We start from the raw sequence: 12,791 nt of genomic DNA on the forward strand, positions 1-12,791 counted from the left end.
ATGAGGAAGTGGATTGGAGCTGCATCGGTGGCACTGCTGGCGTTCGCAGCCATGCCGGCGCAGGCAGCCGACAAGGTCGTGCTGATGCTGAACTGGTACGTCTATGGCGAGCATGCGCCGTTCTATTACGGCAAGGCCAAGGGCATCTATGCCGCCGAAGGCATCGAGCTCGAGATCCAGGAAGGCCGCGGCTCGGCTGCGACCACGCAGGCGGTTGCCGCCAAGACCGCCGATTTCGGCTATGTCGACGTGCCCACCATGATGCGCGCCGCGATCAAGGGCGCGCCGGTGGTGGCGACCGGCGTGCTGCTGCAGACCTCGCCGATGTCCGCCATGGGCTTCGCCGACAAGAACATCAGGAAGCCCGACGACATCAAGGGCAAGACGGTGGCGATCACGCCGGCGGACTCGATGACGCAGATCTGGCCGCTGTTCCTGAAGAAGACCGGTCTGAAGGAAAGCGACTTCAAGACCGTCGCCGGCGACGGCCAGACCAAGCTGAACGCTGTCATCAACGGCCAGGCCGACCTGTTGCTCGGCTACGTCATGGACCAGTCGATGAAGATCAAGGATGCCACCGGCAAGGACGTCTATCCGATCAAGTTCGCCGACTACGGCATCAACATGGTGTCCTCGGGCGTCATCGCCAACACCGATTATGTGAAGGCCAATGCCGACCTCGTCCGCCGCTTCATGTCGGCGACCACGAAGGCGGTCGAGGCCGCCGAGAAGGAGCCGAAGGCCGCGGCGCAGTCGATCCTCGATGCCAACCCCAAGGGCGGCAAGATCGAGACGCTGACGCAGGGTTTTGAGCTGACCATCCCGCTCTACCGGACCGCGGAGACCAAAGGCAAGCGGCCGTTCCAGGTCACCGACCAGAACATGACTGATACGGTCAATCTGATGGTCGAATATGGCGGTCTCGACGCCAAGGCCAAGGAGAACCCGAGGGCCTTCTACACCAACGACTACCTGCCGAAGAGCGGCTCGTGAAACCTGCGACTGTCATGGGTGAAACCGCGCAGCCGGCCGCACATCTGAGACTGGTGAGCGACCGGGCTGCCGGCGATGCGTCGGGCATCAAATTGTCGGGCGTGTCGAAGACCTACCGGACGCGCGACGGCGACGTGCCGTCGCTGCGGCCGCTCGACTTCCACATCAATGACGGCGAGTTCTTCGTCGTGGTCGGCCCTTCCGGCTGCGGCAAGTCCACGTTGCTCAAATTGATCTCGGGCCTGCTGGCGCCGACCACGGGCGAGATCCTGGTCGAGGGCCAGAAGGTGACGACGCCGCACGGCAATGTCGGCATCGTGTTCCAGAACGCGCTGCTCCTGCCCTGGCGCAACATCCTCGGCAACGTGATGCTGCCGATCGACATGAAGCGGCTGCCGCGGCAGGAATATCTCGACCGCGCCAAGCAGCTGTTGAAGCTGGTCGGCCTCGAAGGCTTCGAGAAGAAGCTGCCCTGGCAGCTCTCCGGCGGCATGCAGCAGCGCGCCTCGATCTGCCGCGCGCTGGTGCATGACCCCAGGATCATGCTGATGGACGAGCCGTTCGGCGCCCTCGATGCGCTGACACGCGAGCGCATGAATGTCGAACTGATGCGCATCCAGCGCGAGACGAAGAAGACGGTGCTCCTGATCACGCATTCGATTCCGGAAGCCGTGTTCCTCGCCGACCGCGTGCTTGTCATGACCGAGCGCCCCGGTGCGATCGCCGCGATCTACGACGTGCCGCTGCCGCGCCCGCGTTCGCTCGATGCGATGGCCGATCCGGTGTTCACGGAGCTGGTGCAGCGCATCCGCAGACATTTCTTCTCGCAGGGTGCATTGGATTAGGGCGATGGGGATCCCGGTGACAGCTGCACGGACGGTGCGCTCCCTCCCCCGCTTGCGGGGGAGGGTTGGGGAGAGGGTGTCTCCACATCGGGACACTCCCCCAGAGGAGAGAACCCTCACCCGGCACTTCGTGCCGACCTCTCCCGCAAGCGGGAGAGGTGCACCGCGCGAGTGGTCAGACCTCGCTCACCAACTTCGTCAAGCTACAACACCATGTCCCCCCGCCTGAAGCTGCGAGACCTCGCCTTCTTCGAACGTCCCGTGCCATTCGCGCGGCCGTTCCGCTTCGGCGCGATCACGATCAACGCGACGCCGCAGCTGTTCGTGCGGGCCGAGATCGAGGTCGAGGGCAGGGGAACCGCGGTCGGCGCCAGTGCCGAGCTGCTGGTGCCAAAGTGGTTCGACAAGCGGCCGGAGCTGTCGCCGGCGCAGACGGTCGATGGCCTGCGCCGCTCGCTTCAGATCGCACGTGGGCTCTATCTGGCAGGGACCGGCTTCCAGACGGCGTTCGACCTGCATGCCTCCTGCATTGGTGCCCAAGTCGCGACCTGCGCGAAGAAGAACATTCCAGCGCTGGCTGCGGCCTATGGCCCCGCCGAGATCGACAAGGCCATTCTCGATGCACTGCTGCGCGCCGTCGAGACCAGTTTTTTTGACGGCATGGCCGCGAACATCGCCGGGATCGATGCGCGGCTTTCTCCTGACCTGAGCGAGCGGGACATCAAAACGTTTCTCTCCGGCCGGTCACCGCTCCAGCGTGTTGCCATCAGGCATACCGTCGGTCTTGATGATGTCGTCGAGGGCGAGGGCGGCATTGCCGATCCGCGCGAGAATACCGGCGCATGCTATTTCAAGCTCAAGCTGTCCGGCGATCCTATGGCCGATGCGGCGCGGCTTGCGCGGATCGGCAAGGAAATCGACACGCTCGGACGCGACTACAAGGTGACGCTCGATGCCAACGAGCAATATGCCGACCTCGCCGCGTTGCAAGCCCTGATGGAGCGGCTCGATCATGACGCCACGCTGCACCCGATCGCCACGCGCCTGCTCTATGTCGAACAGCCGATGCCGCGCGACATCACGCGGCAAACGCCACTCGGTGCGCTGGGCACGCGCGGCTTCATCATCGACGAAGCCGACGATTCCTACGATGCGTTCCCGGCAGCGCGGGCCCTCGGCTATCGCGGCATCTCCTCGAAATCCTGCAAGGGCCTTTACAAGTCCATCATCAACGCCACGCGAGCGGCGAAATGGGGCGCGGAAGGCGAGACCTTCTTCGTGACCGGCGAAGACCTGACCTGCCAGGCCGGTCTTGCCGTGCAGCAGGACCTCGCGCTCGGCGCCTTCATCGGCGTCACTCATGCCGAGCGCAATGGCCATCACTATGTCGATGGCTTTGGCGAGGCGCCTGCTGCTGAAGCTGCCGCTTTCGCGGCCGCACATCCCGATCTCTACCTCGATGCCGGGCAGGGCATCCGCCTCAACATTCACAACGGCGATCTCCTCACGGGATCGCTCAACACAGTGGGCTTTGCGGCCTCGGTCCATCCGGACTGGTCGGCATTGCGCCCGCTCGTCCAGCCAAGATCTCAGGAGCAATTGGCATGACCACGCAACGCCTCGGCCTCATCATGAACGGCGTCACCGGCCGCATGGGGCTCAATCAGCATCTGATCCGCTCGATCGTCGCGATCCGCGACCAGGGCGGCGTCCGCCTGAAGAACGGCGACCGCGTGATGCCCGATCCGATCCTGGTCGGCCGCAGCGCCGAGAAGATCGAGGCGCTGGCGAAGCGCTACAATATCACTCGCTGGACCACGGACCTCGACGCCGCGCTCGCCGACAAGAACGACACCATGTTCTTCGACGCCGCGACCACGCAGGCGCGCCCCGGTTTGCTGACCCAGGCCATCAACGCCGGCAAGCATGTCTATTGCGAGAAGCCGATCGCGACGAATTTCGAGGAGGCCGTCGAGGTCGTGAAGCTCGCCGATGCCAAGGGCGTCAAGCACGGCACCGTGCAGGACAAGCTGTTCCTGCCGGGGTTGAAGAAGATCGCCTTCCTGCGCGATTCCGGGTTCTTCGGCCGCATCCTCTCGGTGCGCGGCGAGTTCGGCTATTGGGTGTTCGAAGGCGGCTGGCAGGAAGCGCAGCGGCCGTCCTGGAACTACCGCAACGAGGACGGCGGCGGCATCATTCTCGACATGGTCTGCCACTGGCGCTACGTGCTGGACAACCTCTTCGGCAACGTCCAGAGCGTCAGCTGCATCGGCAACACCGACATCCCCGAGCGTTTCGACGAGCAGGGGAAGACGTACAAGGCGACCGCGGACGATTCCGCCTACGCAACGTTCCAGCTGGAAGGCGGCATCATCGCCCACATCAACATGTCCTGGGTGACGCGCGTCTATCGCGACGATCTCGTCACTTTCCAGGTCGACGGCACGCTCGGCTCGGCGGTCGCAGGGCTAACCGACTGCATGATCCAGGCGCGGCAAGCGACCCCGCGGCCGGTGTGGAATCCCGACGAGAAGCGGCTGCACGATTTCTACGGCGACTGGCAGAAGCTGCCCGACAACGTCACCTACGACAACGGCTTCAAGGAGCAGTGGGAGATGTTCATCCGCCACGTCTACGAGGATGCGCCCTACAAGTTCACGCTGCTCGAAGGCGCCAAGGGCGTGCAGCTCGCCGAATGCGCGCTGAAGAGCTGGAAGGAGCGCCGCTGGATCGACGTCGCCCCGATCAAGGCGTGACATTCCGATGCTCATGATTTCGTCATTGCGAGCGGAGCGAAGCAATCCAGACTGTCTCCGCGGAAAGACCCTGGATTGCTTCGTCGCTTCGCTCCTCGCAATGACGGAGAGAGGACCAAAATGCACAAGCCCGTCCAACCAATGTCATCCCTGTCGCTGAAGCTGCCAAAGGCCGATCGCTCGATCGAGACCTACCGTCTCGCGGCCTCGCGCACGTTCCCCGCAAAGCTCGAGGGGCCGCTCAACCGCATCGCTTTCTCGGCCGTGCACACGGTCGCCGATCCCTTGGCCGACAATGATCCCTGGCTGTCGGTCGCGGTCGACTGGGACAAGACCATCGCCTTCCGCGAGCACGTCTGGGACCTCGGCCTTGGTGTCGCCGAAGCCATGGACACCGCGCAGCGCGGCATGGGGCTGGACTGGCCGACCTCGCTGGAGCTGATCACGCGCTCGGTCGGCGCCGCCAAGCGCCGCAACGCGCTGGTGTTCTCGGGCGCTGGCACCGATCATCTCGCGGTCGAGGATGCCAAAAACCTTGACGACGTGATCCGCGCCTATGAGGAGCAGATCTCGGCGGTCGAGAAGGTCGGCGGCCGCATCATCCTGATGGCCTCACGGGCCCTCGCAAAACTCGGTCGCAACGCCGACGATTACGCCAAGGTCTATGAGCGCGTGCTCTCGCAGGTCCGTGAGCCCGTCATTATCCACTGGCTCGGCGACATGTTCGATCCGGCACTGGCGGGCTATTGGGGCACGAAAGATCTCGACAAGGCCATGGACATTGCGGTCGCGATCATCAACGGCAACGCCGCCAAGGTCGACGGGGTCAAGGTCTCGCTGCTCGACAAGCAGCGCGAGATCGACATGCGCCGGCGCCTCGACAAGCGCATCAAGATGTACACCGGCGACGATTTCAACTACGCGGAGCTGATCGCCGGCGACGAACAGGGTTTTTCGCATGCGCTGCTCGGCATCTTCGATGCCATCGCGCCGGCGGCGTCCTACGCGCTGTCGCGGCTCGCGGCAGGGGACGAGACCGGTTTCCACGACGTGCTGGGGCCAACGGTGCCGCTGTCGCGTCACATCTTCAAGGCACCGACGCGGTTCTACAAGACCGGAATCGTGTTCATGGCCTATCTCAACGGACACCAGGATCATTTCACCATGGTCGGAGGGCAGGAGAGCACGCGCTCGACGCTGCATCTCGCCGAGCTGTTCCGTCTCGCCGACAAGGCCGGCCTGCTCGCCAACCCTGAACTCGCGACGCAACGGATGAAGACCGTGCTCGCCACCCACGGTATTGAATCCTGATGCGCGATTTTTCGTCCGACCACCGCTGGCTGTCGCTGAACACGGCGACGGTCCGCAAGCAGGGGGATCTCGTCGCGATCATCGAGGCCTGTGCGAAGCACGGCATCCGCGCCATCGATCCCTGGCGCGACGAGGTTGCGGCCGTCGGCCTCGACCGCGCCGCGCGCGCGGTGCGCGAAGCCGGTCTCGAGCTATCAGGCTATTGCCGCGGCGGCATGTTCACCTCGGATGCCTCGCGCCGGGGCGAGGTGCGCGACGACAACCGCCGCTGCGTCGACGAGGCCAAGGCGCTGGGCGCGCCCTGCATCGTCCTCGTCGTCGGCGGCCTGCCGCAATATTCGCGGCCGGGCAGCGAGGCGTCGAAGGACCTCGTGGCCGCGCGCGGGCAGGTCGAGGAAGCGCTCGCCGAGATGCTCGACTACGCGCGGCAAGCCAAGCTGCCGCTGGCGATCGAGCCGTTGCATCCGGCCTATGCCGCCGACCGCGCCTGCGTGAACACCACCAGGCAGGCGCTCGACATCTGCGACCGGCTCGATCCTGATCGCACCGGCATGCTCGGCGTCGCGCTCGACGTCTATCACATCTGGTGGGACCCGGAGCTGATGGTCCAGATCGCGCGCGCCGGCCGGGAACGTCTGCTCGCGTTCCATGTCTGCGACTGGCTGGTGCCGACCAAGGACATTCTCAACGACCGCGGCATGATGGGCGACGGCGTCATCGACATCAAATCGGTGCGTGCGGCCGTCGAGGCGCAGGGCTTTGCCGGCTATTCCGAGATCGAGATCTTCTCGAACGATTGGTGGGGCAAGCCGATGGACGAGGTGCTTCGCACCTGCATCACGCGGCATAAGGCGGTAGTTTAGGCGTCCCGCCTGACGCCCTCACTGGCCTGCGACCTGTTGCAGGCTGTTGAAGCGCGCCTTCTGCTCGCTGCTCAGCGTGGCATAGAACTCGTCCAGCGCGGGTTCGACCAGCTTGGCGGCGGTCAGCATGGCCTCGAGCCGGTGCTGCATTGCCTCCAGCCGTCCAACAGGTGTCAGCGGCACGTCGTTCGGGCAGGCCGCCTGCAGGCCCTCGACGCCCTTCGCCGTCGCATCGCTGAGCCGGTCGAGCGCCTCCTTCTGCTTGCCTGCAGGGTGGAGCACAGCCTCGATCCTCTGGATCGGCAACTGCGTCAGCCCGGACTTCGGATCGGCACAGCCCTCGCTACTCGCCTCCTGTTGCAGCGGCGAGCGCTCGCCGACATTGGGACCGAGCGCGTTGAAGCGGGCCTGCTGCTCGTCACTGAGCGAATTGTAGAAATTCTCTAGTGCCGGTCGAACGATCCTGACCGCCTCGAGCGTCGCGTTGATGCGGTTCATCATCGCGCGCAAGCGACCGGGGGGAGTCAGTGCATAAGTCTCCGCGCAGGAGTCCTTGAACGCAGCGGCGGCGTTGGCCGCCGCCGTCTTCAGCTCGTCCAACAATGCGCGTTGCTCCGGCGTCGGCCGCACCGCCCGTGCGATATCGGCAAGCGGCCAGGCGGTCACGCCCTTGTCCGGCGTGGCGCACAATTGCTGAAGCGTCTGCGGGCTCACGCCGGCGCGTTGGCGCGCGCGGTAGCTGCCGCCGGCCTGCGGCGTGTCGTACGGGTAGGTGCTGGCATAAGCGGAGTAAGGTCCGTCACCGCCCCAGAACACGGTGTCGACGAAGTCGTCATAGGCGTAGGCCCAATATCCGGGCTCGTAGCCATAGGACCAGAACGTGTAGTTGAAGATGTCGGAATAGGCGTAAGGCCAGAACACGGGCCCAAGCCAAGCCACGAACACCGCGGGGTGACGGTGACGCCAGGCCTGTCGGGGCGCCCAGCCGCTTTGGCGCGTGACGAGAGCCGCCTGGGTCTGCGCAGTGGACTGCTCGCGGAAGCGCTCGGCAAACCGGCCGCGCTCGGCGGCCTGCGCGGCGGCCGCAAGTGCCGGAGCGCGCTGCGCCGGAGCCTGCAATCCAAGCCGCTGCTGGCGCGCCAGGTCAATTTGCTGCGCGCGCTGCTCTCGGCCAAGCAAGCGGTTCTGCGTCTGGAGCATCCGCTGCTGTGCGCGTTGCGCTTGCACGCCTTCAGGCTTTTGCGACTGCAGTTGCTGCACACGCTGCTGCAGGCGTTCGATGCGGGCCTGGCGCTCCGTCGTCTGGCGCGACAGCATGTCGCGCTGCCGTTGCTCGACCTGCTGCGAGCGCTGTTGGACGCGTTGCTCGCGTTCGAGAAGACGGCTCTGCGATTGCAGCAACCGTTGCTGCTGTTGCTGCGCCCTTGCGCCTTCCGGCTTCTGCGATTGCAATTGCTGCACGCGCTGCTGCAAGCGGTCGATGCGGTGCTGGCGCTCCGCGGATTGGCGCGAAAGCATCTCGCGCGGCGGACCCGATCGCTCGCTGACGGCCGCTGGTGCACTTGGGCGCGAAGGGGCGGCGATATGCGGCGTCGGCCGCGGCGCCATGGCCGGACGTTGCGGCGCCGCCGGCGGCCGATGGAGTTCGCGCCGGGGCGCCGCCACCTGCGGGGCGGCTCGCGGGGCACTGAATTGGGGGGACGGGCGCGGGGGCGGTGATGCGATGTGCGGCGCCGGACGCGGCGCCATCGCCGGCCGCTGCGGCATGGCTGGCGGTTGGAAGGCCGGCGCGGCTGGACGCGCCATGGGCGGCGGTGCCGCCGGCCGGGCCATGGCCGGTGGTGCTGCTGGCCGTGGTGCCGGCGCTGCGGCTGGGCCGGGTGGCCCGCCTCTGCCATGTCCCTGGCCGGGTCCCTGGGCGAGCGCGCCAACGCTCACCGCCAGCATCGAGAAACCAACCAGAACAGCCGTCAGGCAAATGCCACGCGGAAGCATGATCCTCGCTCCCAACTCGTAATCGCCCACGAACTTTCAACGCACGGACCGTCGAATCGTTCGTCCTCGGCCACTGCCGGCATTGCGATCTTCCGACGCAGGCGGCCTCAAGAGAGATCCTGAGTGAGGGTGGTGGCAAGCCGCCCCAGCGCCCAGTCGACCTGATCGCTCGTGATCACCAGCGGCGGGGCGATGCGGATCGTATGCTCATGGGTATCCTTGGCGAGGATGCCCTTGGCCTGGAGCGCCTCGCAATAGCGGCGTGCCCGCCCGGCCTCGGGCTGCAGCTCGATCGCCAGCATCAGGCCGCGCCCGCGTACCTCGCGGATCGTATTGGCACGAATGTCCTTCAAGCCGCTCAGAAAGCGTTCGCCTTGCCGCGCCGCGTTCTCGATCATGCCTTCCTCGACCAGCACGCGCATCGCCGCGCGCGCCACCGCGCAGGCGAGCGGGTTGCCGCCGAAGGTCGAACCGTGCTGCCCGGGCCTCAATGTCCCGAGCACCTCGTTGTTCGAGAGCACGGCCGAGACCGGATAGAAGCCGCCGGACAGGGCCTTGCCGAGCAGCGTCACGTCCGCCTCGATGCCCTCGTGCTGTTCGGCGAGCAGCTTGCCGGTGCGGCCGAGCCCGGTCTGGATCTCGTCGAGCACCAGCATCACATTGTTGGCGGTGCAGAGCTCCCGCACTTTCGTGAAATAGCCGGCGGGAGGAATGACGACACCGGCTTCGCCCTGGATCGGTTCGACAAGAAAGGCGACCGTGTTCGGGGTGATGGCCTCCTGCAGCGCCGCGGCGTCGCCGAACGGGATGATCCTGAAGCCCGGCGCGAACGGCCCGAAGTGTCCGCGTGTCTCGGGGTCGGTTGAAAAGCCGACGATGCCGAGCGTGCGACCGTGGAAATTGTCGGCGCAGACGATGATCTCGGCCTGGCCGTCCGGCACGCCCTTCACCTCATAGCCCCATTTGCGCACCGATTTGATCGCGCTTTCGACCGCCTCGGCGCCGCTGTTCATCGGCAGCACCTTGTGCGAGCCGGTCAGCGCCGCGATTTCCTCGTAGAACAAGGCGAGCTGGTCGTTGTGGAAGGCACGCGAGGTGAGCGTCAACCTGCTCGCCTGTTCGACCATCGCGGCCAGGATCTTGGGGTGGCAGTGGCCCTGGCTGACCGCCGAATAGGCGGACAGGCAATCGAGGTACCGGTTGCCCTCGGTATCCCAGACCCAGACACCTTCGCCGCGGGACAGGACGACGCCGATCGGTTCGTAATTATGGGCGCCAAAGCGTGCTTCGGTGGCAACGAAATCAATGACCGACGCGCTCATCTGCCGTCACTCCATTGCGGCGCGCGGCGTCAGCCGGCTGCATCGGCGGTCGCGCCCCAATGAATGTGGGTATCGGTCTGCCAGCTCGGAAGCCTCGATGCGCCCGATTGCGCGGCGCGGCCTGATAGGCTCGAAATGTCAGGCGGTTCGGCCGGGCCACAGGACACCGTTCGGCGACCCGCCCTCTACTGTGCATGGGGTTGTTTTCGCAGTTTTGTTGTCGCGCCCTCAGCCAAGCGCGCAGGGCACGCTCGAGAAGCCACGGAACCGCACCCGTCCGCCGCGCACCGGCGCCCCGCTGACGGCATAGTTCGGGAAGCGCGACAGGAAGCGCGAGATCGCAATCGCCCCTTCCAGCCGCGCCAGCGCCATGCCGGCGCATTGATGCGCGCCGGTGGCGAAGGCGAGGTGCCGGTTCGGCGTGCGCGCGATATCGAAACGTTCAGGGTCGGGAAACTGCGCGGGGTCGCGGTTGGCCGCGCCAATGCACAGCGTCACCGACGTGCCGGCCTCGAGCATGACGCCGCCGAGCTCGACCTGCTCGGTGGTCATGCGGTTGCCGAGCTGGTTGGAGCTCTCGTAGCGCAGCATCTCCTCGACCGCGGTCTTGATCAGGTCGGGGTTGTCGATCAGCCGCTGCTTCTGGTCGGGGTGACGGTCGAGCGCCACGAGGCCATTGCCGATCAAATTGGTGGTGGTCTCGTGGCCGGCATTGAGCAGGAAGATGCAATTGTGCAGCAGCTCCTTCTCCGTCAGCCGCTCGCCGTTCTCCTCGCCGTTACCTTCGCCTTGGATCAGCCGTGTCAGCACGTCGCGATCGGGATTGCCCGGCTTTGCTCGCCGCCGCGCGACCAGCGTCTCGAGATAGGCGAGGAAGTCCGTCACCGCCTTGTTGCCCCGCGCGGCGGCTTCCGCCGATACCACCGGCTCGAGCGCACCCAGGATCGCCAGCGACCAGTTGCGCAGCGGCCCGCGTTCCTCGTGAGGAACGTCGAGCAGATTGCCGATGACTTCGATCGGGATGGACGCCGCGAAGTCCTCGATCAGCTCGCAATGACCCTTGGCGGCAATGGCACCGAGCAGGCCGTCGACGAGCTTGATGAGGTCCCCCTCCATGCTCGCGATCGCGCGCGGCGACAATGCGCCCATGATCAGGCGGCGCACGCGGGTGTGGGAGGGCGGGTCGTTGAAGACGAGGCTGGTGGTGTGGTGCTCGTAGAGCGGCGTGTCGCCGTATTTCGGCGCGAACTCGCGCTTCTTGTCCGAGCTGAACGACTTCGTGTTCTTGTAGGTGCTGACGAGATCGTCGTAGCGCGTCAGGAACACGGTGCCGCTCGCTAAGCGTTTGACCGGCTCGTTCTCCCGCAGTGCACGATAGGTCGGATAGGGGTCGTCGTAGAATTCCGACGTCAGCTTCTCGAGGTCGAAGCTTGCCGCCAGCGCCTTCGCACTTGCGTTCATCCCGTTATACTCGCCGGTTAAAGCCGATATGCCGTTTTTGTTGTTCTGGTCGAGCCGTGCATGCGTCTACAGTCTTCGAGACACTGCTAGCCGACCGGACAGGAAAATGCACGCACGCGCTGACGCTGCCGACACGGCCCCGAGCTGGCCGGATGATATTTTCGCGACCTTGCAGCGCTTCGACGTCCGGCAGGTGCCCTACGTGCCGGACGCCGGTCATTCCAGGCTGATCCAGCGCGTGCTGGCCTCCTCCACCATGCGCGGCATTGCGCTGACGACGGAGGAGGAGGGCGTGGCGCTGCTTGCCGGCGCCTGGGCCGGCGGACAACGTGGCGTCTTGCTGATGCAGTCGAGCGGCGTCGGCAATTGCATCAACATGCTGTCGCTGATCCCGATCCTGCGCTTTCCGTTCCTGACGCTGGTAACCATGCGCGGCGAGTGGGGCGAGTTCAATCCGTGGCAGGTGCCGATGGGCTCGACCACGCAGGGCGTATTCGAGCTCTCCGGCGTGAAGGTGCTGCGCGCCTCGCACGCGGCCGAGGTGCCGGCGGTGTTAGAGGCCGCCGCAGGCCAGGCCTACAACGCGCTGACGCCCACCGCCGTCCTTTTGTCGCAGCGCCTGATTGGCGCCAAGGTTTTCACCAAATGAGCAAGGCCAATCTCCTCGACCGCCGCCAGGTGGTGTCCACACTGCTGGCGAACCGCAAGGACGTCGTCGCGATCGGCGGCTTGGGGGCCTCCACCAACGACATGTGCGCCGCCGGCGATCACGCCCGCAACTTCTACCTCTGGGGCGGCATGGGCGGCGCCGCGATGATCGGGCTGGGTCTGGCGCTGGCGCAGCCGAAGCTGCCGGTTTTGGTCATCACCGGCGACGGCGAGATGCTGATGGGCATGGGCAGCCTCGCCACCATCGGCCTGCAGAAGCCGGCCAACCTCTCGATCGCAGTGCTCGACAACGAGGCCTATGGCGAGACCGGCGGCCAGACCAGCCACACCTCCGCGGCCGCCGACCTCGTCGGCATCGCCAAGGCGTGCGGCATTAACGACAGCCGGGCTGTCACGACCATGGCCGACGTCGAGGCCTTCGCCAAAGCCGTCCACGACGTTTCCGCAGGTCCCCGCTTTGCGAACGTGAAGATCGACAGCGCCAATCTGGAGCGGATTCTGCCGACCAGGGATGGGACCTACATCGTCAACCGGATCCGCGCTGACCTCGGCTTCCAGCCGATCTAGGCCGTCTGC

Annotated in this window: 12 protein-coding genes; 9 read left to right on the forward strand and 3 right to left on the reverse strand. The window is 65.8% G+C overall.

Annotated elements, in window-relative coordinates; all coding sequences use genetic code 11:
• The 6 genes from BDOA9_RS15485 (at position 1) to BDOA9_RS15510 (ending at position 6,768) form a co-directional block, all read left to right on the forward strand.
• Positions 1-993 carry an ABC transporter substrate-binding protein gene (locus tag BDOA9_RS15485; protein WP_025034855.1) on the forward strand — a complete coding sequence of 331 codons (993 nt, stop codon included), beginning with the start codon at positions 1-3 and terminating at the stop codon, positions 991-993.
• 14 nt (positions 994-1,007) lie between these two features.
• The gene (locus BDOA9_RS15490; protein WP_192859655.1) at positions 1,008-1,838 is read left to right on the forward strand and encodes an ABC transporter ATP-binding protein; all 831 of its coding nucleotides are present in this window, start codon (positions 1,008-1,010) and stop codon (positions 1,836-1,838) included.
• A 213-nt stretch (positions 1,839-2,051) separates the two neighbouring features.
• The gene (locus tag BDOA9_RS15495; RefSeq protein WP_025034857.1) at positions 2,052-3,446 is read left to right on the forward strand and encodes a hypothetical protein; all 1,395 of its coding nucleotides are present in this window, start codon (positions 2,052-2,054) and stop codon (positions 3,444-3,446) included.
• Positions 3,443-4,594, forward strand: a complete 1,152-nt coding sequence (locus tag BDOA9_RS15500) for a Gfo/Idh/MocA family protein (protein ID WP_025034858.1) — start codon at positions 3,443-3,445, stop codon at positions 4,592-4,594. Before BDOA9_RS15495 ends, BDOA9_RS15500 begins: the two co-directional genes overlap by 4 nt.
• A 120-nt stretch (positions 4,595-4,714) precedes the next feature.
• Positions 4,715-5,905: a dihydrodipicolinate synthase family protein gene (locus BDOA9_RS15505; RefSeq protein WP_025034859.1), complete on the forward strand. Its 1,191-nt coding sequence runs from the start codon at positions 4,715-4,717 to the stop codon at positions 5,903-5,905.
• Positions 5,905-6,768, forward strand: coding sequence for a sugar phosphate isomerase/epimerase family protein (locus tag BDOA9_RS15510; RefSeq protein WP_025034860.1), 864 nt, complete (start codon positions 5,905-5,907; stop codon positions 6,766-6,768). The genes BDOA9_RS15505 and BDOA9_RS15510 overlap by 1 nt, the downstream gene beginning before the upstream one ends.
• 18 nt (positions 6,769-6,786) lie before the next feature.
• On the opposite strand, the gene BDOA9_RS39430 is transcribed toward BDOA9_RS15510, so the two are convergent.
• The gene (locus BDOA9_RS39430; protein WP_244521479.1) at positions 6,787-7,707 is read right to left on the reverse strand and encodes a Spy/CpxP family protein refolding chaperone; all 921 of its coding nucleotides are present in this window, start codon (positions 7,705-7,707) and stop codon (positions 6,787-6,789) included.
• A gap of 51 nt (positions 7,708-7,758) precedes the next feature.
• Between BDOA9_RS39430 and BDOA9_RS39435 the strand changes: the two genes are divergently transcribed.
• A complete protein-coding gene (locus BDOA9_RS39435) occupies positions 7,759-8,487 on the forward strand; it encodes a hypothetical protein (protein WP_244521480.1) in 729 nt (242 codons plus the stop codon).
• 383 nt (positions 8,488-8,870) lie between these two features.
• On the opposite strand, the gene rocD is transcribed toward BDOA9_RS39435, so the two are convergent.
• Together rocD and BDOA9_RS15525 are read right to left on the reverse strand one after the other, a co-directional pair.
• Positions 8,871-10,085, reverse strand: a complete 1,215-nt coding sequence (gene rocD / locus BDOA9_RS15520) for an ornithine--oxo-acid transaminase (protein ID WP_025034862.1) — start codon at positions 10,083-10,085, stop codon at positions 8,871-8,873.
• Between the two features lie 228 nt (positions 10,086-10,313).
• Complete coding sequence (locus tag BDOA9_RS15525) at positions 10,314-11,546, reverse strand: cytochrome P450 (protein ID WP_025034863.1); 1,233 nt, start codon at positions 11,544-11,546, stop codon at positions 10,314-10,316.
• 106 nt (positions 11,547-11,652) lie between these two features.
• On the opposite strand from BDOA9_RS15525, the gene BDOA9_RS15530 reads away from it, so the two are divergent.
• Positions 11,653-12,195 carry a phosphonopyruvate decarboxylase gene (locus BDOA9_RS15530; RefSeq protein WP_025034864.1) on the forward strand — a complete coding sequence of 181 codons (543 nt, stop codon included), beginning with the start codon at positions 11,653-11,655 and terminating at the stop codon, positions 12,193-12,195.
• Complete coding sequence (locus BDOA9_RS15535; protein ID WP_025034865.1) at positions 12,192-12,782, forward strand: thiamine pyrophosphate-dependent enzyme; 591 nt, start codon at positions 12,192-12,194, stop codon at positions 12,780-12,782. Before BDOA9_RS15530 ends, BDOA9_RS15535 begins: the two co-directional genes overlap by 4 nt.
• Positions 12,783-12,791 lie beyond the last annotated feature (9 nt).

Origin of the sequence: Bradyrhizobium sp. DOA9, from assembly GCF_000617845.2 — a bacterium.
In the GTDB taxonomy this organism is placed as follows: domain Bacteria; phylum Pseudomonadota; class Alphaproteobacteria; order Rhizobiales; family Xanthobacteraceae; genus Bradyrhizobium.